Source organism: Alteromonas sp. Cnat3-28 (genome assembly GCF_022348265.1).
In the GTDB taxonomy this organism is placed as follows: Bacteria; Pseudomonadota; Gammaproteobacteria; order Enterobacterales; family Alteromonadaceae; genus Alteromonas; species Alteromonas macleodii.
This window is the reverse complement of sequence record NZ_JAKREY010000002.1, coordinates 284,598-310,312: the sequence shown is the minus strand read 5'-3', so window position 1 is coordinate 310,312 and position 25,715 is coordinate 284,598. Positions and strand designations below refer to the sequence as shown.

The 25,715-nt window shown below is 45.4% G+C and carries 22 protein-coding genes; 15 read left to right on the top strand and 7 right to left on the bottom strand.

Annotated features, from left to right (window positions below):
- Window positions 1-172: 172 nt before the first annotated feature.
- Entirely contained in the window at window positions 173-2,626 is a 2,454-nt protein-coding gene (plsB, locus tag MHM87_RS03495) for a glycerol-3-phosphate 1-O-acyltransferase PlsB (protein ID WP_014951390.1), read from the bottom strand.
- Window positions 2,627-2,893: 267 nt separating this feature from the next.
- Between plsB and MHM87_RS03490 the strand changes: the two genes are divergently transcribed.
- The 7 genes from MHM87_RS03490 (at window position 2,894) to MHM87_RS03460 (ending at window position 14,687) form a co-directional block, all read left to right on the top strand.
- The gene (locus tag MHM87_RS03490; protein ID WP_239217876.1) at window positions 2,894-5,179 is read left to right on the top strand and encodes a diguanylate cyclase; all 2,286 of its coding nucleotides are present in this window, start codon (window positions 2,894-2,896) and stop codon (window positions 5,177-5,179) included.
- A gap of 172 nt (window positions 5,180-5,351) precedes the next feature.
- Entirely contained in the window at window positions 5,352-8,912 is a 3,561-nt protein-coding gene (locus tag MHM87_RS03485) for a hypothetical protein (protein ID WP_239257781.1), read from the top strand.
- Between the two features lie 112 nt (window positions 8,913-9,024).
- Window positions 9,025-9,651, top strand: coding sequence for a transcriptional repressor LexA (gene lexA / locus MHM87_RS03480; RefSeq protein WP_014951387.1), 627 nt, complete (start codon window positions 9,025-9,027; stop codon window positions 9,649-9,651).
- Between the two features lie 582 nt (window positions 9,652-10,233).
- Window positions 10,234-11,397 (top strand): cytochrome c oxidase subunit II, encoded by a 1,164-nt coding sequence (coxB, locus tag MHM87_RS03475; protein ID WP_239257780.1) that lies wholly within the window; start codon window positions 10,234-10,236, stop codon window positions 11,395-11,397.
- Between the two features lie 9 nt (window positions 11,398-11,406).
- On the top strand, window positions 11,407-13,035 hold the full coding sequence (gene ctaD / locus MHM87_RS03470) for a cytochrome c oxidase subunit I (protein ID WP_039228778.1): 1,629 nt from the start codon (window positions 11,407-11,409) through the stop codon (window positions 13,033-13,035).
- Between the two features lie 147 nt (window positions 13,036-13,182).
- The gene (locus tag MHM87_RS03465) at window positions 13,183-13,770 is read left to right on the top strand and encodes a cytochrome c oxidase assembly protein (protein ID WP_014951384.1); all 588 of its coding nucleotides are present in this window, start codon (window positions 13,183-13,185) and stop codon (window positions 13,768-13,770) included.
- A 23-nt stretch (window positions 13,771-13,793) separates the two neighbouring features.
- Window positions 13,794-14,687, top strand: coding sequence for a cytochrome c oxidase subunit 3 (locus tag MHM87_RS03460; protein WP_014951383.1), 894 nt, complete (start codon window positions 13,794-13,796; stop codon window positions 14,685-14,687).
- A 15-nt stretch (window positions 14,688-14,702) separates the two neighbouring features.
- Here MHM87_RS03460 and MHM87_RS03455 read toward each other — a convergent pair whose 3' ends face one another.
- On the bottom strand, window positions 14,703-14,912 hold the full coding sequence (locus tag MHM87_RS03455) for a DUF2909 domain-containing protein (RefSeq protein ID WP_039221374.1): 210 nt from the start codon (window positions 14,910-14,912) through the stop codon (window positions 14,703-14,705).
- A gap of 45 nt (window positions 14,913-14,957) precedes the next feature.
- Between MHM87_RS03455 and MHM87_RS03450 the strand changes: the two genes are divergently transcribed.
- Genes MHM87_RS03450 through MHM87_RS03425 form a run of 6 tightly spaced genes read left to right on the top strand, consistent with a single transcriptional unit; the run spans window position 14,958 to window position 19,557 of the window.
- Window positions 14,958-15,662: an SURF1 family protein gene (locus MHM87_RS03450; RefSeq protein WP_239257779.1), complete on the top strand. Its 705-nt coding sequence runs from the start codon at window positions 14,958-14,960 to the stop codon at window positions 15,660-15,662.
- Entirely contained in the window at window positions 15,655-16,194 is a 540-nt protein-coding gene (locus MHM87_RS03445) for a hypothetical protein (RefSeq protein ID WP_239257778.1), read from the top strand. The genes MHM87_RS03450 and MHM87_RS03445 overlap by 8 nt, the downstream gene beginning before the upstream one ends.
- A 5-nt stretch (window positions 16,195-16,199) precedes the next feature.
- A complete protein-coding gene (locus tag MHM87_RS03440) occupies window positions 16,200-17,417 on the top strand; it encodes a COX15/CtaA family protein (protein ID WP_239257777.1) in 1,218 nt (405 codons plus the stop codon).
- Window positions 17,410-18,327 carry a heme o synthase gene (gene cyoE, locus MHM87_RS03435; RefSeq protein ID WP_014980735.1) on the top strand — a complete coding sequence of 306 codons (918 nt, stop codon included), beginning with the start codon at window positions 17,410-17,412 and terminating at the stop codon, window positions 18,325-18,327. Before MHM87_RS03440 ends, cyoE begins: the two co-directional genes overlap by 8 nt.
- Window positions 18,324-18,968 carry an SCO family protein gene (locus MHM87_RS03430; protein ID WP_239257776.1) on the top strand — a complete coding sequence of 215 codons (645 nt, stop codon included), beginning with the start codon at window positions 18,324-18,326 and terminating at the stop codon, window positions 18,966-18,968. The genes cyoE and MHM87_RS03430 overlap by 4 nt, the downstream gene beginning before the upstream one ends.
- A 1-nt stretch (window position 18,969) precedes the next feature.
- Complete coding sequence (locus MHM87_RS03425; RefSeq protein ID WP_239257775.1) at window positions 18,970-19,557, top strand: GNAT family N-acetyltransferase; 588 nt, start codon at window positions 18,970-18,972, stop codon at window positions 19,555-19,557.
- Window positions 19,558-19,636: 79 nt separating this feature from the next.
- On the opposite strand, the gene MHM87_RS03420 is transcribed toward MHM87_RS03425, so the two are convergent.
- On the bottom strand, window positions 19,637-20,863 hold the full coding sequence (locus MHM87_RS03420) for a polysaccharide deacetylase family protein (protein WP_239257774.1): 1,227 nt from the start codon (window positions 20,861-20,863) through the stop codon (window positions 19,637-19,639).
- A 121-nt stretch (window positions 20,864-20,984) separates the two neighbouring features.
- On the opposite strand from MHM87_RS03420, the gene MHM87_RS03415 reads away from it, so the two are divergent.
- Window positions 20,985-22,331 (top strand): MATE family efflux transporter, encoded by a 1,347-nt coding sequence (locus tag MHM87_RS03415; protein ID WP_239257773.1) that lies wholly within the window; start codon window positions 20,985-20,987, stop codon window positions 22,329-22,331.
- A gap of 98 nt (window positions 22,332-22,429) precedes the next feature.
- On the opposite strand, the gene MHM87_RS03410 is transcribed toward MHM87_RS03415, so the two are convergent.
- The 3 genes from MHM87_RS03410 to MHM87_RS03400 form a co-directional block, all read right to left on the bottom strand.
- A complete protein-coding gene (locus tag MHM87_RS03410) occupies window positions 22,430-23,146 on the bottom strand; it encodes a class I SAM-dependent methyltransferase (RefSeq protein ID WP_239257772.1) in 717 nt (238 codons plus the stop codon).
- Window positions 23,147-23,438: 292 nt separating this feature from the next.
- A complete protein-coding gene (locus MHM87_RS03405; protein ID WP_014951372.1) occupies window positions 23,439-23,822 on the bottom strand; it encodes a VOC family protein in 384 nt (127 codons plus the stop codon).
- 87 nt (window positions 23,823-23,909) lie between these two features.
- A complete protein-coding gene (locus MHM87_RS03400) occupies window positions 23,910-24,614 on the bottom strand; it encodes an aspartate/glutamate racemase family protein (RefSeq protein ID WP_014951371.1) in 705 nt (234 codons plus the stop codon).
- Window positions 24,615-24,696: 82 nt separating this feature from the next.
- Between MHM87_RS03400 and MHM87_RS19820 the strand changes: the two genes are divergently transcribed.
- Complete coding sequence (locus tag MHM87_RS19820; RefSeq protein ID WP_275443096.1) at window positions 24,697-24,822, top strand: hypothetical protein; 126 nt, start codon at window positions 24,697-24,699, stop codon at window positions 24,820-24,822.
- A gap of 265 nt (window positions 24,823-25,087) precedes the next feature.
- Here MHM87_RS19820 and nfuA read toward each other — a convergent pair whose 3' ends face one another.
- The gene (gene nfuA / locus MHM87_RS03395) at window positions 25,088-25,666 is read right to left on the bottom strand and encodes a Fe-S biogenesis protein NfuA (protein WP_014951369.1); all 579 of its coding nucleotides are present in this window, start codon (window positions 25,664-25,666) and stop codon (window positions 25,088-25,090) included.
- Between the last annotated feature and the right edge of the window lie 49 nt (window positions 25,667-25,715).

Sequence of the window (25,715 nt, the reverse complement as noted above, 5' to 3'; positions counted from 1 at the left end):
GGGGAGCGATACGAAGCGGCACTATCTAGCGTCTATCTATCAATGAAGTATGGGCATTTTCAATGCCTGCCTAGATAGATTGACGCGCAATAAAAAGCCCATGCAGTAGCATGGGCTTTCTCTTTTTACCTAAGCTCCGTAGTGCTGGCAAATTCAGCCAGCTAGCGTCGCCTTAATTCGAAGCGTTTAGTGTAACGTTCTCCAAATGCTGCATCATTTCTGGCCAAATCAGGGCCATAACGTCAGCACGTAAGGCTTCACACTCTTCTGAGTACTTCAAGCTGCCATCTTTTTCAGAGTCCAGCCAGTGGTTTTCTTTCAATGCACTGATAAAGCTAGACAACACATTCTTATCGTAAAACTCTGGTGAGCTTAGCCCGTAGAGAGCAGATAAGCGTTCAGCCACTTGCTTACTTTCGCGCTCAAGCGCACTTCGGCTAATCACTTTTTCTTTATCAAGAATGGTCAATACCACCGCGTAACGCTGAAGCGTTTCCTGCATACATCGGCTTAACAGCCATGCTGAGTGGAATTGTTTGCAGTGTGCATCTGGCGGCAACAGTTCATCGCCCTCCTGACGCAACAATCCTTTGTTTAGTAGCGCTGTTATAAGCGCATCAGTATGCGCAAGCGCTTCATCTTGGGTAAGGTGCAAGAACAGCTCTTTTTGCAGCAACGGATAAAGCGCCGCAATAAGCTGAAAAATACTGTTCTTCGTGGTGCCTTTCTTCGCGAAGATAGACGCCATAATAAGACCTGGGATCGCGAATAAATGCAAAATGTTGTTGCGATAATAAGTAAGGTATACCGCTGATTTTGGTTGAGGACTGATCAAACGCCCATAATCGTCTTCTTTTACGTCAAAGCGGCCTAATTTCAGCGTATCGCGCAGTAGCTCTTCCGCTGATGAATCTGGAATGGTGGCATCATCGCTGAACGGTACCGCTTTAAACAAGTCCATGAAATCGCCCATTGCTTGTTTTAACTCAGCTTCACTCATGGTCTGTCGTTTAGAAGACAGTAAGCATAACGACGCTAACGCCATACCATTTAATGCCGCTGCGCGGTTAATTCGCGTCATGACATTATTGGCCAGTTCGTTAACCGCAGGTGTCAGCCACGCTGGTTTTTTCTCTGGCTCGGCATCGCGACAATCTCGCCAGTTAGGCACATGATTTTCAAGAAACTGGTTAAGCGCAATGGGTTCGCCAAAATTCACGTATCCGTGACCATAATTCTTGAGTTTACGAATAGCCGAGAACACCTGAAGGTTAGATTCTTTTTTCTTCTTAGAGCCTTTGAGTTCGTTCAAATAGCTCTTCACTTCCATCACGTTCTCATAGCCAATATAGACAGGCACGATACTAACTGGACGGTTAACGCCTTTGAGCATGGCTTGGATAGTCATGGCTAGCATGCCCGTTTTCGGTGGGATCAAACGGCCGGTTCGGCTGCGGCCACCTTCGGGATAGTATTTTACCGAATAGCCTTTGTTAAACAGCAGCTCTAAATATTCTCTGAAAACGGCGGTGTAGAGTTTATTGCCTGCAAAACTGCGGCGTAGGAAGAATGCACCGCCACGGCGGAACATTTTGCCCACAGGCCAAAAGTTAAGGTTGATACCTGCAGCGATATGTGGCGTAACCATACCTTCGTGATAAATCACGTAAGTCAATAATAGGTAATCCATGTGACTACGGTGGCACGGTACGTAGATGATTTCATGACCATTAGCCGCCAATTCACGAATGCGATCGGCATGACCTACACTAATACCGTTATAAATTTTGTTCCAGATACGGGTAAGTAGCCTGTCGCCAAAACGAATTAGCCCTTCGCGGTAGTCTGCCGCGATTTCTGTGATGTAGGTTTGGGCAGTCTCTTTCGCTTTTTCATGAGACACCTTCTTGCTTCGTGATTCCTCAGCAATAGCGCGACGCACTGCATCAGAGCCCAACACACTATTATTGAGTTCTTGGCGCTCTAACAGCGTAGGGCCAGTCATGCTTTGGCGCTTTCTTTGAAAGTGAGTGCTTGCTACGCGCACAAGCTTATGTGCAATACTTTGGTCACTACCATGTTGATTGGACATCGCGCGTGCAGAAACGGCTTTAGAGTAGTTAATAAAGTTGTCGCGGCCCAAAAACAGCACAATGAACAACTTACGAAGCCAACTTGGCGCCGCTTTATCAGCAATGAGATCGCTTAAGCCTGGCTTACCACGACCCGGGGCACGGCCCCACGTCACATAGACAGGAACAACTTGTAAATCTAGGTTTTCATGGTCTCTATGCAAATGAAAGAGGTCAGTAAAAACGTCTTCAATTCCCGTATCTTTAGCCGACGAACGGAAAAGAGGCTGGGTTTTGCGTAAAAATAAGGTCGACGAATACTCTCGCCCCGCTAATGTGAGGGTTTCTGTAGGACTAGGTAAACCTAGCGCTTTAGTCGACATTCTCAGTGCAAGTTGGTCTGTCACTGAGTTGGTGGGAAGTAGATAAACGATAGGTTTACTTTTATCTATTCCTAATTCGGTTTCAACGTTAACTGGAATGCTGTGGGCTTTAACCAGTAACTTAACAGGATAATGAAATACCGACAGAAGGGCTTTTCGCATCCACGACATGAATTATGTAATCCTATGAAATAAAAACGGGTGAAGTGTAACACAAACGCGTCACAATCTCGCGACAAGCCAATTTCATCGCTTCTCATGCTGTAATGACTATCCATAACATGGGAAGTTCAAAAGCGCCCTTCTCCTTTTCTTGTGAGTTACAGCCATTTCTATAATGGGTTCGAATACAGAGAACGTAACATTAGCTGTATTTAATTGCGGTACAGCCGGACTGTTACTACTTTTATAAGGGCAAATGAATATGAGCAAGCAGTAGTGGATGATCAAAGCCGGTTAAAGACAATTGATGACTTTATGCTCAATAGCGAAGTGCCGCTAGATCTTGATGATTTAATGATGGTGCTCGCAGAGGCATACAAGGTGCCGATCGCACTCATTGGCGTCGTCGGAGAGTTTGAAGAAACCTTTAAAGCACACTACGGAACCACTCTTTCTAAAGTCACTCGTGAACATGCGTTCTGTAGTCATGTTGTTGAAGAGCGCAAGCAGGTGGTTGTTAGCAACGCGCAAGAAGATCCACGGTTTATGCATAATCCTCTCGTCACCGGAGAACCTCACATTTGTTTCTACGCAGGAACGCCGATCGAGATAAATGATCAGGTAATCGGTGCCGTATGTTTAATTGATACCGTGCCAAGAGAAATAGACGCAAAACACTTAGAAGTTTTAGAGAGAATAGGTGCTTTGGTTAGTCAGCATATTTCGCTTTCAAGAGAACACGAAGCGCTTAAACGCGAGCATGGGCTTATTGAGAAGTCTCCTATTGTGTTGGCAACGTGGCGCTATGATACGTCGTTGAGGCTGGTGTATATCTCGAAAAATAGTGAGCGTGTATTGGGAGTTTCACCCCAAGATTTGCTCACTGGAACGGTGGCATTGAGTGAGGTGCTGTCTGAGGAGGCGGAGGGTGATTTTACCTTTGCTATGCAGGCCCACATGGAAGGTGTTGAAACGCACACCTGCCGTCTTCAGATAAGGACGCCAACGCGTACTATTTGGGTGAGCATGATATCAACGGCAAATTTTCGCGAAGACGGCATGTTGTACTCGGTTCAAGCATTTTTGTTTGACACTAGTGACCAAAAGTATGTGGAAGACAAGCTCAATAAAACCAATCAGCGGATGCGTTTATTACTCGAGGCTTCAGAGTTAGGAACATGGGACTGGAACTTGGCCGCCGATGTTAATCAAGTCAACAAGCGCTGGTGCGACATTGTTGGTCTTGAGTATGAATACTATGACAGTGGCTCCCGCTTTTTTAGACAGCTCATTCATCCCGCGGATTACGTCAAAGTTGAAAAGCAGCTCAACATGCATCTAATTGGTAAGAGCAAAGTCTTTAACACCACATTTCGCATGAAACACACTGATGGCTCTTGGGTTTGGGTTGAAAGTTATGGGAAAACCGTTGAGACAGATGCCCAAGGTAAGCCGGTTCGTATAGCAGGTATTCATAGAGATATAACGCAACGAATGGAAAGCGAACTGCATGAGAGAAAGAAAACCCAGCTCCTTCAATTTATCAATAAAACCCGGGCATCATATCTGCAAAACAATGACTTGACGATGGCGTGTCAGTCCGTATTGGCCGAACTCATAGATATCTCAGATAGCCAGTTTGCCTTCGTCGGCCAAATGAAAGGAGACGGTAGCTCATCTAGACTTTTCATTCATGCGATTTCTGAAATTGTTTGGGATAACAGTAGCTTTTCTCAATATGCAGAATACAAAAAACGAAACCTCTACTTTAGTAACTTCGACAACCTTTTTGGAACCTCAATTTTAACGGGAGAAGTTACCATTAGTAATGCGCCAAACAGTCACCCTAATTCCAAAGGTGTTCCGCACGGTCATCCGCGCATTAGCCGATTTTTAGGCCTACCTATAAAAGTGAAAGATAAAGTAGTGGGAATGGTCGGTTTAGCGAATAAGTTTGATACCTACACTGACGAAGATGCTGAGTTTCTACAGCCCTTTTTAGATGCATTGGCTGGCTTGTTCTACGCAGTAGAGCTTGAGGAAGCCCGAGCCGTTGCTGAAGAGAAGCTTAGGCATTTGGCGATGACCGATTCTTTAACGGGCCTTTATAACCGACGCGCGTTCCTTGACGAGTGCATTTCATTTTCTAAACAACATTGTCGTGGATGTGTTGCTATCGTCGATATTGATCACTTCAAAAAAGTAAACGATACCTACGGTCACGATGCTGGAGATCAGGCGCTTATTGCTGTTGCGAGAAAAATAGCTAAACATAATCAAACGCCAAATGTCGTGGCTCGATTAGGAGGAGAAGAGTTTGCAATAGTCATGATAGGTGACAAGAAAGAAGAGATCCATAGGCAGCTAGAAGCACTGCGCATTGCTGTTGAAGAAGGAAGGGTGACCTACAAGACAGACACGATGAATTTATCGATCAGCATAGGCGCAACATTTATCAAAGACACCTTTGAGGCGGATTTCAGCGCCCTCTTATCGCTTGCTGACAAGGCGCTGTACAGAGCCAAGGAGCAGGGCAGAAACCAAGTCGTATGGGATGAATAATAGTAGTACGTGGCTTCGCCTACATTAAATATAAGCGTATACGCCCAAGGCGCTGTTGCTAGATTGATAAAGTTAAGTTATAAAAAACGAATATTTTATTAAACTTAATAATTAGGCATGTTTTGAGCTTTTAACTAAAAAGCCAACATGCCTTTTAAATCAGGGACGATGTATGAAAACTTCGCGCTTGGGTTTTTCTGGCCTTTTTTCTCTTGTAGCTCTAACTGCGTGTGGTGGCGGAGGTGGCTCTGATTCTTCTCCACCTACAAACCCACCACCTCCACCTGAGCCGACAGCACTAGAAATTTTATCAAATCCTTTAGATTACTCAGTGTCACGACTAAACTCGGCGGCAACCACCTATGCTGATGCGAACTACAGTGGAGAAACGAAAGTCTCTACTGTGGATATCAGCGCAGTACAAGAGGTTTACATCACGCTCTTTGGTGACAATACAAGTGGCTCACCCTATGTAGATCAATATGATATCTACACCTTCCTAGATGAGAACGGCAACGTTGAAGGTACGACCGAGTGCTATGAATCAGGATCAGTAACATACTCAGGTAAGCTTGATGAAGACACGGGTAAAGGAACGATTACTGTAGACTATGATCAGTGCATTCAATATTACGACTCCACTCGGTATGACGGACAATTTTCGCTAGTTATTACTGACGCAGGTGAAAACAGCTCCGAAGTAACGTCTTATTTCACTACTTTGTCTATGCTAGACGGTGGCGTGCGCACAACATTAAAAGGCTACTTAAGTGTTGATTTTCGCTACCGCCCACAAACAGGTACGTTTTATGAAGAGACGAGGCAGTATCTTACTGTCACGCACAATGGTGAAACTTACAAGGTCAGTGGCACATCAGCAGAAGGGGTGACAAACAATACCTTCGTGTCTGAACTTAATGGTTCAATCTACATTGCGTCTAAAGGCAAATTGGACTTTGCATATTCTTCTGATCAGGGCGACCTTCCCTATTCGTCATCTGGCTCGCTGGTCGTAAAAGGAGATAAAACGGCTGGAATTGACGTTATTGATGGCGCAGTTCGCTATGGCGAAGATAACAACGGCGATGATATTTACGATGTAGGTGTATACTTTAATAATCTAACAGCGTTTGCCAGCGGAAATCATACTGGCCTTGCGCTTTCAGATATCGATGCGATATCCGTACCTCCTGTAGTGAATCAGCCTTATTACTATGCCTATGAGACTGTCTATACCACAGATGAAGTCACCGTTGAGCCTGGCTACTATCATGATTCAGATACTCCCGACTCAGAGCTGGTGATTTCGTTTCGCTGGTATGTAAATGGTGTAGTCCTTGACGATGTTAATGGTACCACGCTCCCACCTTACAGCGCAGTCTTCGGTGATGAAGTTAAAGTTACCATGGTGGTGTCAGACGGTATTAACGTTGTTGAATCCCAGCCTACTTTCGTTGAGATCGGCAATTCTCCTATGACGCTCACTGCATCGAATATGCCTGAAGTAGTAACTGCGGGCGGATACGTAGAGTTTACCGTATCGATGAGTGACCCAGACAGAGTTGACGATGACGTCGCGGGACAGCTTATTTCAGCGCCTCCCGGTGCTTCGTTAAATGCGGAAGGTCTGATGACCTGGAATGTACCTGCGAATCAACTTTTCAACGCTCAAACTTATATGTTTAGTTTCGCTAGCTTAGACGGAACTGAATCCCAACAAACGCTCGAAATCACTTCTTATGCGGACAAGGCCCCGGCTTATGCTCGTACTACTGTGATGACACCAATTTATAATCATGGCTTTGCTATTGCTTCGACCAATGGTGCAAGTGAACTTATCACGGTAAATGCTCGCAACGTGGGCGCATTTTCGCTAGAAGGCAATACGCTTAAAAATACCTATGTGTATCCGTATAAACTGCCAACTAAAGGCGAAATTAGAAGCGTGCATACCCAAGATGTTGATGGTGACAATAATGATGAAATCTACCTTCTTACTCAACAGGGATTGTCTGTAATAAAAGACCGCGAAAGTAATGCAGAAGCGGTGTTTATTATTGAAGATAGTATTATTTCTGGCTTATTTTACGACATCAATGGTGACGGAGTTGATGAAGTTGCTTATTTATATGGGAGCGAATATTACAATGCGACTTCTATTGCCATTGTAGATGTTCGCACAGGTGAGCAGTTGCAACAGTACGATATTGACGGCGTCAATAACCTTGCTTTTGGTAACGTAGATGATGACGCATCGATAGAAATGGTAACGAACAATGGTTATGTATTTGATATCGAAAGCGGTGCCAACCAATGGCTATACGGTAGCGGGTTCAGCGACGCATTTGTTGTGCTGGGTGATATGAATAACGATGGTGTAGATGAAATCATCGGTGCCGATAGTTGGAATGATATCTCAATCTACTCAGCAGTATCGAAAAGCAGTTTGGCAACGGCGGAACATGGTGACATTTGTGATATCGCCTATAGTAAAGAAAGCCCAGCTACAGAAGGAATAGTGGTTGTCTCCGAGTGTCAGTGGGGACAAGTTAGAGGTTTTGCATTAGAAGCGGGACAAATCTCTGAGCAGTGGGCTCTTAACCACAACACTTACAGTGGCATGTCACTTCTCATTGACGATTTAGACAATGACAATGTGGACGACATTATTTGGACTGGTGAGAATCAAATTTTAGTAGCGCAACAAGATGCCAACGGTGAATATGCCTTGTCAGATATAAAAGGTGCGCCGCGCGCGAGTAGATATCATGCCGCGGGTTGGGCACCTTATGGCGATAATGATGAAAGAGCCGTCTTTGTTAGCGATACAAGTAGTTACGAATCATCTATTCAGATTTTATCGGTAGATAAAGAGGATAACTTTGCGATAAGTGCTGAGGTTGGCGAAGATGTCTATAACTATAGCAAACCGGTCGTTACAGACTACAACAATGACGGTGTGGGTGAGTTACTAATAGGGGCACTGGATTATAGTTCGTCGTTTAATGTCGTGAGACTTACAGATAATGCTATTCAGTGGACACTGAACAATAATCAGAATAGTGAAATTTCGTTTATTGAAGCCATTGACGTAAATAACGATAGTTACGCCGATGCAGTTATTATTGAGAACAATCGACTTAAAGCGTTTGATATCGAGAATCAGGTGCTTATCGACTCAATCATTAACGATTTTTCAATTAATGCGCTTGCTGCCTCTGAAAAAGACGGTGTGCATTATTTTGCTGTTGGGGGCTATAGTTCGCTTAAGCTCTATAAAATGCAGGATGGTGAATTTGTTGGATTGAATGAATTGGAAACCAATTGTGACCAATTGCTCACGGTAAATTTTGATAGTGATAGCGAACTTGAATTTGCGTGTTTAAATAGAAACTACAACACCATCAATGTTTATGACGTGGCGAGCGATGCATTAGAACTCAAAGACGCTATAGCACCGTCATTCTACCCTCAGTATATAGCGGCTGTTCCAACGACGTCGTCTAATCAGTCGATTCTCGCTATCTACCAGCCTAACGAGAATGACTATTCGTACAATTATTATGACAGCATCGCATATCGCGTGGTTGAGGTTGATAATAAAGGCAATGTGGTGTGGCAAAGCCCTGGACTTGGGCTCGATAATGTTGAAGGCATGCGCACACGTCAAAATAGTGATGGGGAGCTGGAGTTACAAATTAGTAACCCGAACATGGCTCTTCTCGTAAAATAAGAGGAAAGCACTTGTCGTAGGCTATTGCAGATCGCAAAAGACGCGGCAAGTGCTTGTTATTTAGTTTTAGGTGTATATACTTACAGGAACTGTATGAACAGACAGGTCTTTTATGCGCCCACTCACAGCTCGACAAACCGAAGTTTTAGAACTTATTAAAACAACCATGTTAGAAACGGGAATGCCGCCTACTCGTGCGGAAATAGCCCGTCAGCTTGGCTTTCGTTCTGCTAATGCAGCAGAGGAACATTTGAAAGCATTGGCGCGTAAAGGCGTGATTGAAATTTTGCCTGGTACGTCTCGTGGCATTAAGCTCAATATCCCTCTTGATAACGACGCACAAGAAGAAGAAGGCCTACCGTTAATTGGGCGTGTTGCAGCCGGTGAGCCGATCTTGGCGCAAGAGCATGTTGAATCGCACTACAAAGTCGATCCTGCACTGTTTCAACCCCATGCCGACTTTTTGCTACGCGTTAACGGTATGAGCATGAAAGACATTGGTATTTTAGACGGTGATCTTCTCGCTGTTCATCGCACCACTGATGTACACAACGGTCAGGTGGTTGTGGCGCGTGTAGATGAAGACGTCACCGTAAAGCGTCTAGAGAAACGCGGGCGTGAAGTATTGCTTCATGCTGAGAATGATGAGTTTGCACCAATAAAAGTTGATTTGGCGACTGAACATTTTGCGATAGAAGGCATTGCGGTGGGTGTGATCAGAAACGCTGACTGGATGTAGTATTTTAGCTTGTTTGTATAAAAGCGGCGCGTTAGCCGCTTTTTTTATGTCTTTTGTTCCTGTTTTTTTCTTCAATCTGCCAACTTAGGTTTTATCCTGCCCAGCAAACCTGTTGGTTTTCTGCGCGCTTATTTTTATCATTACTCACGTTATTCTTTCTATGAATGCTTCAAGTATTTTCCATTTTTTATTTTGAATTTTGTTTGAAATCGACATTGAGTAATCGATTACTTATTGATTTCTTAACTAGTTAGTCGAGCATTTACTTTAACCCCGTGTTCAAAATGCCTGTTTGATTCCAAGGGCATCTCACAGCAATGGCTTTCTCTTTTTGCACGTGAAATCCCCCGCGACCATTTTAGTAAATGATTAAAAATTAACCACTTCGTTAAATTTTTAATAGAAAAGACTAGACGGCACGACATTATTGCGCAATTCTTATACAGAGATTAACAAAATAATAACAATGGCTCTAAATTTGTTTTACAAGTTGAGGTTATGGGTCAATCGTTCGCAAACCATTTGGTAGGGCATCGCGCAAATTAATCAGCGTCTTTGACCACGCCATTACGGAGGTGCTGAGTGAAACAACTAACGACCGTTTTCGCAAAATGGTGTTCTAGTATACCAATTTTGCTTTTTTCCCCTTTGCTTTTTGCGCAAGAAGCAAGCGAAGAAGCCTCTTCGCTTAACTTAAGACGCGGTGCTACCGACATCAGTGGGCAGGTATACGACCTCCATATGTTGATGTTCTTCATTTGTGTAGGTATCGCGGTTGTAGTTTTTGGCGTGATGTTCGCCTCAATGTATCTACATAGAAAGTCCCGTGGCGCCAAGCCAGCTAATTTTCACGAAAACGTGAAGGTTGAAATTGCTTGGACCGTTATTCCTTTCCTTATTCTTATCTTCATGGCGGTACCCGCAGCGAATACTCTAATTGCTATGGAAGACACGTCTGAGCCTGACATGACGGTGTTAGTAACAGGCTCTCAATGGAAATGGCATTACAAGTACATGGATAGCGATGTAGAGTTTTATTCTTTACTCGCCACTCAGCGCGAGCAAATAGAGAACAAATTCCAGAAAACAGATAACTACCTGCTTGAAGTTGACCGCCCTCTGGTTATTCCCACAGGTAAAAAAGTACGTTTTCTTATTACCTCTGATGACGTTATTCATTCTTGGTGGGTTCCTGACTTTGCCGTGAAAAAAGATGCCAACCCCGGCTTTATCAATGAATCTTGGGCCAAGGTTAATGAGCCAGGGATCTACCGTGGGCAATGCGCTGAGTTATGTGGAAAAGACCACGGTTACATGCCCGTTGTGGTTATCGCGAAAGAGCCTGCCGAATTTGACAAGTGGATGAACGAGCAAGAAGAAATTGTTCGCAAAGCAAAAGAAGAAGAACAGCGTTTGCTTTCTATGAATATGTCTATGGATGAACTGATGAAAGAGGGCGAGCGAGTATACAACGCAACGTGCGCTGCTTGCCATATGCCAAATGGTGAAGGTTTACCTGGCGTGTTCCCGGCATTAAAAGGCAGCAAGATGGCACTAGAAGATCAGCAAGGTCACATTGACATCGTGCTGCATGGAAAGTCAGGAACGGCCATGCAAGCGTTTGGAAAAATGCTAAGTCTTAAGGAAATTGCCGCCGTAGTCACTTACGAGCGAAATGCCTGGGGCAATAAAACTGGCGATATGGTTCAAGCCAAAGATGTCAACGCAGTGGCAAACGGAAACTAGGAGCAGACAATGAGCAAAGCAACTGAAGTTATTTCGCCAGATACCTCTGCGCCTCATGACGGTCACCTACATGATGACCATGAACACCACGATCATATTCCTAAAGGGATAACGCGTTGGTTGTTTACCACTAACCATAAAGACATAGGCACACTTTACCTGTGGTTTGCCTTTATTATGTTTTTAGTTGGTGGTGCGATGGCCATGGTGATCCGCGCTGAACTATTCCAACCCGGTCTACAAATTGTAGAGCCAAACTTCTTTAACCAAATGACTACGGTACACGGGCTTATCATGGTATTTGGTGCAGTAATGCCAGCCTTTACTGGGCTCGCAAACTGGCTTATTCCCATGATGATCGGCGCCCCTGACATGGCGTTACCGCGCATGAATAACTGGAGCTTCTGGATTTTACCAGGTGCCTTTCTCATTCTATTGAGCTCGCTCTTTATGGAAGGCGGCGGCCCTGCTTTTGGATGGACTTTCTACGCGCCCCTTTCAACGACTTACAGTGGCGATTCGACAGCGTTGTTTGTGTTCTCTGTTCACATTATGGGTATTTCATCCATTATGGGTGCGATTAACGTGATTGTGACCATCTTTAATATGCGTGCGCCAGGCATGACCTGGATGAAAATGCCGCTGTTTGTATGGACGTGGCTTATCACGGCATTTTTGCTGATTGCGGTAATGCCAGTGCTCGCCGGTGCGGTTACCATGGTGTTAACTGATAAGTTCTTTGGCACGAGCTTTTTTGATGCTGCTGGTGGCGGCGACCCGGTTATGTTCCAGCATATTTTCTGGTTCTTCGGACACCCTGAAGTGTACATTATGATCTTGCCCGCTTTCGGCATTATCTCGCAAATTGTTCCTACCTTCTCTCGAAAGCAGCTGTTTGGATACGCGTCTATGGTTTACGCCACGGCGTCGATTGCGCTGCTCTCTTTTGTTGTGTGGGCTCACCATATGTTCACCACGGGCATGCCGGTGTACATGGAAATGTTTTTCATGTTTGCCACCATGCTTATCTCGGTGCCTACTGGTGTAAAAGTGTTTAACTGGGTAGCGACCATGTGGCGCGGCTCACTGAGCTTCGAAATGCCAATGATGTTCGCTATTGCCTTTATTGTGCTGTTCACCATTGGTGGGTTGTCAGGGCTAATGTTGGCGATCACGCCCGTGGACTTCCAATATCACGACACTTACTTCGTTGTAGCCCATTTCCACTATGTACTGGTAACTGGCGCGGTCTTTTCCATCATGGCTGCGGTGTATTACTGGTTGCCTAAATGGACGGGAAAAATGTATGACACAACCTTAGCTAAATGGCATTTCTGGTGCTCATTGGTATCGGTCAATGTGTTGTTTTTCCCTATGCACTTTGTGGGTTTGGCTGGTATGCCACGCCGTATTCCTGACTATGCATTGCAGTTCGCTGATTTTAATAAATGGATAAGCCTGGGTGGCTTTGCATTCGGTTTATCTCAGCTCATCTTTCTTGCCCTGCTTATCAAGGCATGCAAAAAGCAAGGTGAGCCGGTATCAGCGCAAGTTTGGGACGGCGCAGAAGGATTGGAATGGGAAATTCCATCACCCGCTCCTTATCACACGTTTGAAACGCCACCTGTCGTTAAGTAACGGTAGGTGGAGTTGTGAATAGGTCATTCCTTTCAACCGGCAAAAGCCGATGGGAATGACATTCACACATTGCAGGTGGTGAGGGAGATAAACGACTAAGCAAGCGTTTACCAACCTTCATCTATGGATTTACCCGGAGGTCACGTGATGTCACAGCAAAGCGCAAACAACAAGATGGTTATTAAACTTGTTGCTATTGTCATTGGCATGTTTGGCTTCGGCTTTGCCCTTGTTCCCTTGTACGACGTATTTTGCGACGTTACGGGAATTAACGGAAAAACCGAAGGCACGGCTGCGGTTTATCAATCGGTTGAGATTGATGAGTCGCGAGAAGTGACCGTCGAGTTTATTACTCGCACAAATACCGGTATGCCCTGGGAGTTTCGTGCTGAAACCAAGCGCGTGAAAGTGCACCCTGGCGAACTTAATACGGTATCGTTTTATGTGAGAAACCCTGCATCAAGCAATATCGTAGCTCAGGCCATTCCCTCTGTATCCCCCGGAACGGCAGCACTGTACCTGAACAAGACTGAATGCTTCTGCTTCAATCAGCAGCCATTAGATGCGGGTAGTGAAGCCTATATGCCCATGCAGTTTTATGTAGACCCTCAGCTACCTGAAGAAATTACGTTTTTTACCTTGCAGTACACACTCTATGACGTCACAGCGCGAGCCAGTGACCTAACGACAACACCGAATCCCTTTATGGCTTCAACACCATCAAATGGCGAATAGGCCGAAGGGGTAAGGAGAAGAAAATGCAACCCGAAGTACAGAATCACGAATATCAAAAATATTATGTACCCGCACAAAGTCCATGGCCCATCGTAGGGGCCGTTGCTCTATTTCTTATCGCCGTAGGTGCGGGCAATTATGTGGTGCAAGCAACCAAAGGTGAAACAGGCTATGGCGGTCATATCCTTTTAGCGGGGATAGCAGTATTGCTCGTTATGCTTGTAGGTTGGTTTAAAAATCAAATAGACGAATCTATGGCAGGGCTTTACAGCGATCAGCTGGGGCGTTCATATCGACAAGGTATGAGCTGGTTTATCTTTTCAGAGGTGATGTTTTTCGCTGCGTTTTTCGGCGCCCTCTACTACGCGAGATTTATTTCCGTTCCGTGGCTGGGCGGCGCATCGAATAACGCTATGACCAATGAGGTCTTATGGCCGACCTTTGAGGCCATGTGGCCGCTGGTGTCAACCCCAGGCGGCACTACCACACAAGAAATGAGTGCTGCGGGTTTGCCCACAATCAATACGGTTATCTTGCTTATCTCATCTATTACACTGCACTTCGCTCATGTGGGATTAGAGCAAAACAAACGCAAACAGCTAACCCTAATGCTGGGTATCACTATCTTACTTGGATGTGGGTTCTTGTTCCTACAGGTAGAAGAGTACATACATGCGTATCGCGACTTGGGGCTTACGCTTCAGTCAGGCATTTACGGCAACACCTTCTTTATGCTCACAGGGTTTCACGGCATGCATGTGACCCTTGGCACCATCATTCTAATTGTATTGTTTTTTAGGGTCTTGAAAGGCCATTTCACGCCTGAAAACCACTTCGCGTTTCAGGCGGGGAGCTGGTACTGGCACTTTGTAGATGTGGTGTGGGTCATGCTCTACATCTTTGTTTACGTACTTTAAAAGGGAGCCCCAAACTCAGTAAGGCCTTGGGTTTGGGGTAATTAAACCGGTACCAATAGCGATAAGAATAATAATAACAATGACGGCAGAAGTGAGCACGCGTCGACCAATGTACTTACTCATAGGCCCTTTTGATGTGTCATTTTTCATCATGATTCGCATCGCCATGAACAAGTTCACAATCATGTACAGCACTAACGCAACAAGGACTATTTTTATCAACATATTCACCTCTGTTTTTATTCTAATTTTGCATGGTGCGAAATAATCATGTTTTCTCGCACTCGCCACGTTATTCCTTGGTTACTCACGGGCTTTAGTGTGGCGATTATGTGCGGTTTAGGGTACTGGCAACTTGATCGCATGGTCCAAAAGCAACAACGCTTAGCTAGCATAGCGCAAAAGCAAAGTAATGGAACCTTGAGTTTAGAAGAGGCGTTGTCTCATGATGATCCTCGGGATATTACCGTATCGTTCAGCGGCGCAATAGACGCTAACCATGTATTGCTATTAGATAATCAGATTCACAATCAGCGGGTGGGGTTCGATGTCATCGTACCGGTAAATACCAATGTCGGGTGGCTCCTGGTTAACTTTGGCTGGGTGCCTGCGCCAGACTTAACGCGCACGTTACCGGATATAAGTTTTACAAGCCAAACGCGCGAATTTATCGGCGTGCTTAGCGTGCCGGGTAACAACCCCTTAGTGAAAGAAACCAACATGGCTTTGTCGCAAAGCCCCGCGCTGGTGCAACGCATAGAATTCCCTGCACTAAGCAACGCCTTAGAGCGCAAACTTTTACCCTTTATTCTTCACCTTACCACGCCTGACCCCGCGTTTATTCGCGAACATCAGGCCGTCGTAATGTCTCCTGAAAAGCACCTTGGCTATGCAGTTCAATGGTTTGGTTTAGCCATGGCCGCTGCAGCCATTGGCGGCTTTGCAATTAGTAAGAAAGGACGTAGTTATGAGTAATGCTGCTTCGAAAAAAACATTAATTATTATGGTAGCCGTGTTTGTTTTACCTGTTGTTTTGGCAAAGCTCGCACTTGATAACGATTGGTTTACTAAAGGCGCGACAAATAAAGGTCAGCTGCTCGCGCCGACCATCGACATGAGTGCGCTTTTAGAAAACGCGGAACCTAAATGGCGTTTGTTGTATGTGATGCCAAGTAAATGTGACGCAGTGTGCGAGAACGCACTTTTTAGCATTAACCAAGTGTGGCTTGCGCTAGGTAAAGAATCGGACCGTGCTCAAGCAGTGGTCGTTACTACCGCTTCAAGCGACCAAACTGCGATAGCCGCGCTAGAAGACTACCCTTTTGTCGAAACCTTACCCGTTACTACATCAACGGCGCTTGCCTCTAGCAGTGTTTATATTGTTGATACGCAAAATAACGCCATGCTCTTTTACGACATTAAAGACGATAGAAAAGACGCCGTGATGGAAAGCCGCAACATGCTGGCAGATATGAGAAAGCTCCTTAAATTATCGCGTATAGGATAACGGCCATGAAAAAATTAACCCTATTCAGTATTTTTCTGGCAGCGGTCGTTATTATTCTCGGTGCGTATACGCGTTTGACCGACGCTGGGCTAGGATGTCCCGACTGGCCTGGATGCTACGGTAACCTAACCGTGCCTTTGAGTGAGGAAAAAGTGGCACAAGCTAACGCCGCTTTTCCTGAACGTCCAGTTGAGGCATTTAAGGCGTGGAATGAAATGATTCACCGCTATTTTGCAGGAACGCTGGGGCTGTGTGTACTGGCTATTGCCATTATTGCTATTCGGCAACGCGACAAAAGCACGCCCGTTAAATTACCTCTGTTACTGCTAGGGCTCATTATCTTCCAGGCAGCACTTGGTATGTGGACCGTGACGCTCAATCTCCTTCCCGTTGTAGTTATGGGGCATTTGCTGGGGGGCTTCTCTGTGCTCTCTTGCCTGTTTATTCTCTACCTCCGTTTGCGCAACACCGCAGTCGATGCATCGAAAACTAAACAAGCGCCCATAGCGTCAGCTATGCATGAACAAGGCATTACCGACTTACCTCAAGCCAAATTCTTTCAGCGAAACCTTAAACTTTTCGCCTTCATTGGGCTTGGCGTGCTTGTTACCCAGATTGCTCTTGGTGGATGGACTTCTGCCAATTATGCTGCGTTGGCCTGTACGGAAATGCCGGTCTGTGAAAGCGGTTGGCAGGAAAGAATTGATTTGGCAGGTGCATTCAGTGTGCCTGACGCAGACAACTATGAGTTTGGTGCTCACGATTACGGCGAACGAGTTACCATGCACATAGTGCATAGGTTCGGCGCGGTCATCACGTTTTTATACTTGCTAGCACTAGGTATAAGTGTGTTGGTAAGCCGCTACACCACAAGTAAACAAAAATATGTGGGTGCGTTTATGTTGGTAGCATTATGCACGCAAGTGGCATTAGGACTTAGCAACATTATCTTTATGCTGCCACTGGCTGTCGCTGTAATGCATAACGCGGTCGCAGCTGTGTTACTTCTCTCCCTACTCAACCTCATTTTTACCGTATTTTTGGCACTAGAAAACGATAACGTCTTCGGTACAGAAAAACGAAATACAGGCTCATTCTCAGGTTCGAAATCACTGCAGGGGGCAGGTGCATTTAGCATCCACGAAGCGCCTTTGCACGACCCTTTAAACGCGTCAACGTCTTCTCATATTCTCCCTAAAGCACCAGGAGGTTTCCATGGCTAAATCGGTCTCTTTACATGCGCGTACTTCACGTCAGCACAATGTAGTCACGTGGCGAGATTACTATGAAATGACTAAGCCTAATGTCGTCATGTTGTTGCTGTTAACCGCGTTAGTAGGAATGTGTTTAGCTACGCCTTCGTGGGTAAACGCAACCGTACTTATCTGTGGCTTATTGGGTATTGGTATGTTGTCTGCATCTGCTGCGGTTATTAATCACGTTGTCGACCATAAGATAGATAGTGTGATGGCGCGTACATTTAATCGCCCCGTCGCAAAAGGCAAGGTTAGCGTAAACAACGCGCTGTGGTTTGCAGGCGTTTTAGGTGTGGTTGGATTTGTAGTGTTGGCTCTTTTTGTGAATATGCTAACCGCGTGGTTAACCTTAGCAAGTTTAGTAGGCTACGCGTTTATCTACACGATGTATTTAAAGCGAGCGACACCGCAAAACATCGTGATTGGCGGTTTAGCAGGGGCTGCTCCACCGCTTCTAGGTTGGACCGCGGTTACAGGGGAAATACATGCCCATGCCCTGCTTTTAGTGCTAATTATCTTTACCTGGACGCCGCCGCATTTTTGGGCGCTCGCTATTCATAGAGAAAAAGATTACGCCAAAGCGAAGGTGCCTATGCTGCCGGTAACCCACGGTGTGTCATTTACGAAAACGTCAGTGTTGCTGTATACAGTATTGTTGGGGCTTGTATGTTTGCTGCCCTACCTTACAGGCATGAGCGATCTCATTTATTTGATTGGCTCAAGTGTGCTTAACATTGGGTTTTTATACTATGCATTAAAGTTAAAATTCGATGCAGAGCCACAAACTGCAATGAAAACTTTTAGGTTTTCAATTATTCATCTCATGGTATTGTTTGTCGTATTACTCTTAGATCACTACATACCACTGAGTTTATGAATCAACGAACTACCGTCGGCCTTGTTGCATTTTTAGCGCTATGTGCAGGCATCGTAGGGGCGCTGTATATCGCGCCCCCAAATGTTGAAAGTCAGCCTGAATACTTTCAGACTTACCCAGAGCCGAGAGCATTATCACCGTTTTCACTTACATCTCATGAAGGTGAAGTGTTTGATGATTCGTCGCTTGAAGGGCAGTGGAGCTTAGTATTTGTGGGCTATACCTTCTGCCCCGATATTTGCCCAACTACCATGGCTGAATTGAACGGTATATATCCTGAACTAAAAGCATTAAATAGTGTCGAACCTATTCGAATTGTTTTTGTATCCGTTGATCCAAATCGCGATTCAATTGAAAGACTTTCAGAGTATGTGAGCTATTTTAATGAGGAGTTCATTGCCGTAACTGGAGAGCACAAGGCGCTATTCCCGTTTGTACGTAATTTAGGAATGATGTATGCCATTGCTGAAAGTACCGATAACCCCAACTATTTAGTTGATCACAGTGCATCTGTCGTACTTGTCGACCCTGAAGCTAGGGTGATAGGAAGATTCAAACCAAAAAGAGAGCCAGGAAAGCTATCGATAAGTGATTCCCAGCAAATATTGGCTGATATGCCAATAATAATCTCGAAGCAGTAATATGGAAATCAAAATAAGGCAAGGTGTGGCATCTGATGCTGCGCAAACTACGCCGCTTATATTGAATGCGGCGCAGTCTTTGTTAACGTCTATTTTTGGACAAAATAAAAATAAAACAGCTGAGGGCTACCTGTCTCATGCATGGGAACTCGGTGGCGGGCAATATGGCTTTAAGAATCATTGGGTGGCGTGTAGCGGTGACGAAGTACTCGGCGTTGTGACCTCTTGGCACAGCAAACTAGGTGCAACATTTGATAGGGCAACCCTTGATAGCATCACATCGTACTTTACCCTCGATGAGGCTATGACAGTGCTCATGCGTAATCAGACCGTGGCCATCAATCTTACGCCGCCTACTAATACCGAACTCATGATAGGCCATCTCTCTGTTGAAGAAAGTGCCCGTCGAACGGGCGTGGGAACGATACTGGTTGATGCTATGCAAGCGCGAGCAGAAAAACTGAACAAACGTAAAGTGGTACTAGATGTTGAAGTGTCGAACGTGCCAGCCATTCGTTTCTATCAGCGTCATAGGTTTGTGGAAGAGTCGATAAATAAAGGTTTTATTCGATTTTCTAAACCTGTATAGGTAAACGTTTTCTTATATAAGCGCGAGCCCAATCGATATGCGCTCGCGCTCAAGCATAGATGTGCCTTATCGACATGCCCTAGTCTGGGTAATTGCCGTTCTCATCTGCCACAAAGAAGGGCGTAGAGTACCAATAATAACGCCCTGATTGCGCATTAGACGGTGCTGTACAATTCACACGTGAACGTCCTACTGGAAGGGTTTCATCAAGGATAAACGTAAGCACATTTTCTTCTAGGCTAGTCTCGATAGGGTCGCCGCCGAAAAAACAATTTACTTGTGTAAGGCGAACATCGTCACTGTCTATCGTTAAACTAATGGGCGATGACAGGTTTCGCGCTGTCATACGAGGGTCTTTATGTGAGCTTTGCGTCAATGGCATGGCAAGACTATTAAGCTTGGTCTTTAGCGTTGCCAAATTGGCGTAAGGACCGGCCGCGGGGAAGCGCGGTAGTGCCTGCATGTCGCTAGATGGGCCCACAGCCCCGGAATGCTGCCCGAATCCTATGTAACCTTCAGCTTTGAGCTTATTTGCGAGCGCCGTGTTGTATTCACCAAACGGGTACGCTAAATATTTAAGGCTAATATCCAGTTTATCTTCAATCTTCTTTTCAGCACTTTCTACGTTCTGCCAAACTTTCTCCAGCCATGCGCGCTCGCCCATTGCTTGCTCACCGTTTAGCATATGAAGGTGGTCTAGCGTGTGGTTGGCAAAAACAACGCCATCGTTATGCATAGCAATAACTTGCTCCCATGTTAGCTGCTTAGGACCTACGCCAATTTCATCAGGGTTGATAAACACGGTATAGGGAAAACCTAGGTCAGCCAGTATTGGGTGAGCATTGTCTAAAATGTTTGCGTAGCCATCGTCAAACGTAATCGCAACCGCATTTTCTGGCAGTGTAGTGTTGTGTTGTATCGCAGAAACAACGTCCTGAAGCGAAACAACAGTGTGGTGTGCGTCCAAGTATTCCATGTGCGATTTAAAGGCTTCTGGCGAAATACTGGTACTGGCTGGTGTTGAAGACGACACATGGTGATAAAGCAAGATGGCGGCGTTAGGCGTGGTGCTCACACTAGAGTCGATGTTACTACCACTTTGTTCCTTTGTAGTGGAAGTCGCATCAGCAACAGGGTTTGCATCTGAGCTTGAAGCAATGCTAGGTGAGACCAACAAAACATTGAAAATTCCCGCAAGCATTGGAGATAAGATCTTCAAACGCGTACGACTCGTCGTTCTATTTTGAATTACATTGTTGGTTTTCATATCATCATCCACTGAGTGCCTAATCAAATTCAATAGCATGGTAAACTCCAAATAATGCGACTTGGCCAATCTTATACATGGTCAAGCTGGTACACATTTCACTTATGCCGCTGCATAGGTTGATAGTATATAGCGAAATTAACCCCTACTGAGATCATTTATGTCCCCTGCCCAACTAACTCAGCGCTCCTTTTTTGACGACCATTCCCGTCTGTTGGCGTTAGCGCTTCCCATGATCTTAGCGAATATTACTACGCCTCTATTAGGTTTGGTGGATACCGCGGTTTTGGGACACATGTCTTTACCAGCCATGCTTGCAGGGGCTTCGGTGGGCGCACTTATCTTAACGCAAATATACTGGGTGTGCGGGTTTCTTCGCATGTCATCAACAGGCTTGAGTGCACAAGCTAAAGGCTCACCGAACAATACATTAGAGTCAGCAAAAGTGCTGTGGCAAACGGTGGCGGTTGCTCTAGTGCTGGGGGCTGTGGTACTTGCTCTTCAATCTCCTATCTTGTCTATAGGCTTAGCTTTAACTCAGCCAAACAGTGAAGTTGCCCTGCATCTTCAAGACTATTTTTCGACGCGGGTATGGGGCGCACCAGCTGCCATGCTTAATCTGGCATTAGTTGGATGGTTAGTAGGGCAGCAAAAAACGCGCAGCGTCATGGCTATTCAAATTGTGGGAAATTTATTGAATGCGGGACTCGATGTAGTGTTTGTGTTCGGGCTTGGTTTGTCTGTAGCTGGCGTGGCGCTGGCCAGTGTTATCGCTGAGTATACCATGGCTATAATGGCGCTAGCGGTGGCGTTTAAGCGCGTCGGCGGTGTCGCGGTGAGTGCATCGTGGTTTAACCGTGCAGCTCGGAAGGTACTGATGAAACTTAATGGTGACATGCTATTGCGCAACTTAGCATTACAGGGCTGCTTAGCGTTTCTCACCATTCAAGGTGCCCGTTACGGCGAAACGTCGGCGGCCGTCAATGCCATACTCATGCAGTTCTTTGTTCTTATTGCATTGGGACTTGATGGCATAGCCTATGGTGTGGAAGCGCTGGTGGGTGAAGCCAAGGGGGCGTCTGACAGCAGCGAAGTGAAACGACGCACCTACCAAGGGTTAGTCTGGTCGAGTATTTTTGCCCTTATTTATAGCTTGATATTTTTCGCTGGCGGTGAGGCTATTATCGCGCTGCTTACCGAGCATAGTGACATTGTAAAAGCTGCGCTACCTTATCTTGGTCTAATGGTATTACTTCCTCTATTAGCGCATTGGTGTTTTTTGTACGATGGCGTATTTGTTGGTCTTACCCGAGCCAGCGCAATGAGAAATACCATGATAATAAGTGCGTTAGGGGTGTATTTCCCCGTTTGGTATCTCACGCAAGATCACGGTAACGTCAGCCTTTGGTATGCTCTCCTTGCCTTTTTACTCGCTCGCGGTGTGACATTGGCCTGGAGCTTTTATCGTTTAGATAAACGCGGTGAGCTAGCGACACCGCAAAGCTAGTGTTTTATAACGCTTCGCTGACCTTACTTAGGGAAGGCGTGCTGAGCACGGTGACTCTCTCAGTTTTTCTAGGGCATCATTCAGTATTATTTTTTTTGCTACTGTGTTTTTTGCGCGGTTCTTTTTTGCACAATGATAATAGTGTGTAGTTCAGGGTGCTGATCGAATTCAACGTGACGAACAAACCCGCCTGCTTCTATCAATATTTCTATGTATCTATGTAGCCCCAGCGAGGCGTAGTAGAATTCTGGGCCCATCACTTTGTTTGTGTGTTGACCGCTTTCACCTGTACCCCCACAGCTAAAAAGCAAAACACCATCATCGTTTAAATGATCCACTAGCTTCTTAAGCAAAGGCTCTTGCTGCGTTAGGGGAATATGCCAAAAGCTATCCCAAGCACTAATAAACGAATAGTGTTTGGGGATAGTGAATGTACACACGTCGGCGCAATAGAAGGTATGAGCGGGTAATTGGGACGCCGCAATGGCCAGCATATCTTTGGAAACATCAATGCCTTCGTAAGTTAGCCCTGCGCGCTCGATAACCGGGACAAAACGATTGGTGCATCCGCAACCTATGTCTAGTGCGTAACCTCGTTTCTTTGGTTTGTCTTTATTACTCGCTTCGCCCTTACCAAGCGCTTCTCCCTTATCAAGCGCTTCGCTGGGCACCGTATCAGGCTCTTGTGATGGGGTGTCCGCTAAAAATGACAATGCTTTTTGGTAGGCGGTTAACCCATTTTTCTGATTAAATTCAGGACGAGTCCAAAGGTGTGTAATGGTGTCGTAGGCCTTGCCAGTTTCTTCAGGTGTCATATTCCCTCTGTTAGCTGAGCTTTTTCTGGTTCAAGGTTAATTCATCTAGCAACAATGTATAGTGCAAAGTGCAAAGAAGAGAAAAGGCGAAACCCGTTTAGGATATTGAGCGGCCGGACAGCAACACCTATGCAGTTTCGTTTGGTTAGGGCTTATATGTAGACTTAACTAGGCATTACCCAAAGCGCTATTACTCAAAGGGCTATTACTCAAAGGGCTTTGGGCCAAATAGACAGCTTAAAGCAAATAGCCTGCAAAAAGAGCGTGATCATTTAAGCAGGCAGCACTACAGCTATTTTCTTACGATGTGCGTGGCACAGAGCTTGTTGCCCGCTGGGTCTCGCAGATAAGCAAGATACAGTTGGCGTTCCCCATTGCCTCGAATACCCGGTGGGTCCTCGCATGGCACGCCCCCATTCTCGCTTCCTACTTTATGCCATTCATCAACGATGTCTGGTGTTCGAGCGGCAAGGCCGAGTGTGGTGCCATTACCGTGTGTGGCAGCCTCTCCGTTAATCGGCTTTGTTAGCGCTAAAATACCTTTTGGCGTATAGTAAAAAACCCGTCCGTATTCATCAAAAACGCCTGGTTCGTATCCTAATACTCCTAAAATAGCATCGTAGAATTTTTTTGATGCTTCAAGGTCGTTCGCACCAATCATTACGTGGCTAAACATAGCTGTGTCCTCTGAAAATAGTAGGGCCAATTCCCTTTTATCAAAGTTAGGTTATGTGTATTTCGCTACTTACCCTTTGCTAACGCTTTAGGGAGCTAATGCAAAATCTACCGCAGCTGAAGCATGGATAGCGGTAGTATCGTATAACTTAACTTTGGTGTGATGTTGTTGAACTAATAAGGCAATTTCTGTGCAGCCTAAAATGATGCCTTCAGCACCCTCGGCCGCCAGTTCATTTATAATGTCAATATACGCGTTACGGGATTCAACACAAATCACGCCCTTGCATAATTGTTCATAAATAATGTTATGAACCGTGTCTCGTTGTTGGGCATTTGGAGTAACAACCTCAATGCCAAAAATCTCTTTAAGGCGGGATGTATAAAAGGTTTGTTCCATGGTGAAGCGGGTGCCCAGTAGCCCAACTTTCTTAACCCTATCTTGTTGCAACACGCACCCCGTAGCGTCGGCAATGTGAATAAGTGGAATAGTGATCTTCTGCTCTATGTCAGCTGCTACTTTGTGCATGGTATTGGTACAAATTAATATGGCTTTTGCACCCGCAGTTTCTAAGTGCTTCGCCTCGCGGATCAGTATATCGGCGGTTTTATCCCATTCTCCTTTATGCTGAAGCTGCTCTATGTGGGCAAAGTCAACGCTGCTTATTATCAGCGGTGCGCTATGAAGGCCGCCAAGTCGAGCATTAACACCACGGTTTATGGCTTGATAGTAACTGACCGTTGATTCCCAACTCATTCCGCCAAGCAGGCCCAGCTTCTTTGTTGTATTCACTACAGCTCCTTTTCATATTGTTAGGCACTTTGCGCAACCTCTAATCTACCTATAACCCGAGACGAGCGCTAGGCGAACATAAATGAACGGGAGACAGCTTCGCAATGTAGAGTATGGCGTATGGGTAAAACTGAATGCAATCAGACTGGCTTACATTAAGAATAGGGCAAGAAGGTATGGCGTAGAGCAGGAAGTAATCAGAATTTAGGCGGTGGCTTTTTGTTTTTTATAAACGAAAAACGCTGAATAAAAATTCCCCAGTAACCCAACATGGCGATAGCGAAACCGACAAATAATATAAGAAGGCTCAGGTAATGCAGCGTGATATGAAGTTCACTTAAGGTAAACAACAGCAAGACGCCGACAACGAAAATAGATAGACCTATTTTGAATCGTTGCCAGCTTTTGTGAATGTCTTGCTTTAGCATGAGATAGTTATCGAGATATACACTTAAGCAAGTGCAATATTACGCTTAGTAGTAAGAGTGCTCACCCGCTTGGTGCTCAGTCGCATCGCGCACGCCCTTAAGCTCGCCAGCGAATTGCTCAACCATTTGCTTCTCAATACCTTCTTTAAGCGTTACGTCTACCATTGAGCAACCATTGCAGCCGCCGCCGAACTGAAGTATGGCATAGCCGTCATCAGTCAATTCTGTCAATACAACATTGCCACCATGGCTCGCTAACTGAGGATTGATTTCCGACTCAATCATATAGTTAATTCGCTCAATTAATGGTGCGTCGTCAGACACTTTACGCGCTTTAGCATTAGGTGCTTTTAAGGTTAACTGTGAGCCCATTTGATCGGTAACGTAGTCAATTTCCGCTTCCTCTAAATAAGGCGCGCTTTCTTCATCTACGACCGCATCGAAACCATTAAATGGCAAACGGGTATCTGTTTCTTCAACCGCGTCTGGTGGGCAATAGGACACGCCACACTCAGCCGACGAAGTGCCTGGATTTACGACGAATACACGAATATTCGTGCCAGACTCTTGTTTACTCAACAGTTTTACGAAGTGAGCCTGGGCTTCTTCTGATATAGTTATCATCAGCAAGTCCTACATATTTTGAAATTTGGATTATTGTATCAAATTTACC

Bases quoted from the DNA above. Each gene is read 5' to 3' on its own strand.
- plsB (WP_014951390.1), bottom strand. From the start codon at position 2,626: ATGTCGTGGATGCGAAAAGCCCTTCTGTCGGTATTTCATTATCCTGTT.
- MHM87_RS03485 (WP_239257781.1), top strand. From the start codon at position 5,352: ATGAAAACTTCGCGCTTGGGTTTTTCTGGCCTTTTTTCTCTTGTAGCT.
- lexA (WP_014951387.1), top strand. From the start codon at position 9,025: ATGCGCCCACTCACAGCTCGACAAACCGAAGTTTTAGAACTTATTAAA.
- ctaD (WP_039228778.1), top strand. From the start codon at position 11,407: ATGAGCAAAGCAACTGAAGTTATTTCGCCAGATACCTCTGCGCCTCAT.
- MHM87_RS03465 (WP_014951384.1), top strand. From the start codon at position 13,183: ATGTCACAGCAAAGCGCAAACAACAAGATGGTTATTAAACTTGTTGCT.
- MHM87_RS03460 (WP_014951383.1), top strand. From the start codon at position 13,794: ATGCAACCCGAAGTACAGAATCACGAATATCAAAAATATTATGTACCC.
- MHM87_RS03455 (WP_039221374.1), bottom strand. From the start codon at position 14,912: ATGTTGATAAAAATAGTCCTTGTTGCGTTAGTGCTGTACATGATTGTG.
- MHM87_RS03450 (WP_239257779.1), top strand. From the start codon at position 14,958: ATGTTTTCTCGCACTCGCCACGTTATTCCTTGGTTACTCACGGGCTTT.
- MHM87_RS03445 (WP_239257778.1), top strand. From the start codon at position 15,655: ATGAGTAATGCTGCTTCGAAAAAAACATTAATTATTATGGTAGCCGTG.
- MHM87_RS03440 (WP_239257777.1), top strand. From the start codon at position 16,200: ATGAAAAAATTAACCCTATTCAGTATTTTTCTGGCAGCGGTCGTTATT.
- cyoE (WP_014980735.1), top strand. From the start codon at position 17,410: ATGGCTAAATCGGTCTCTTTACATGCGCGTACTTCACGTCAGCACAAT.
- MHM87_RS03430 (WP_239257776.1), top strand. From the start codon at position 18,324: ATGAATCAACGAACTACCGTCGGCCTTGTTGCATTTTTAGCGCTATGT.
- MHM87_RS03425 (WP_239257775.1), top strand. From the start codon at position 18,970: ATGGAAATCAAAATAAGGCAAGGTGTGGCATCTGATGCTGCGCAAACT.
- MHM87_RS03420 (WP_239257774.1), bottom strand. From the start codon at position 20,863: ATGCTATTGAATTTGATTAGGCACTCAGTGGATGATGATATGAAAACC.
- MHM87_RS03415 (WP_239257773.1), top strand. From the start codon at position 20,985: ATGTCCCCTGCCCAACTAACTCAGCGCTCCTTTTTTGACGACCATTCC.
- MHM87_RS03410 (WP_239257772.1), bottom strand. From the start codon at position 23,146: ATGACACCTGAAGAAACTGGCAAGGCCTACGACACCATTACACACCTT.
- MHM87_RS03405 (WP_014951372.1), bottom strand. From the start codon at position 23,822: ATGTTTAGCCACGTAATGATTGGTGCGAACGACCTTGAAGCATCAAAA.
- MHM87_RS19820 (WP_275443096.1), top strand. From the start codon at position 24,697: ATGAACGGGAGACAGCTTCGCAATGTAGAGTATGGCGTATGGGTAAAA.
- nfuA (WP_014951369.1), bottom strand. From the start codon at position 25,666: ATGATAACTATATCAGAAGAAGCCCAGGCTCACTTCGTAAAACTGTTG.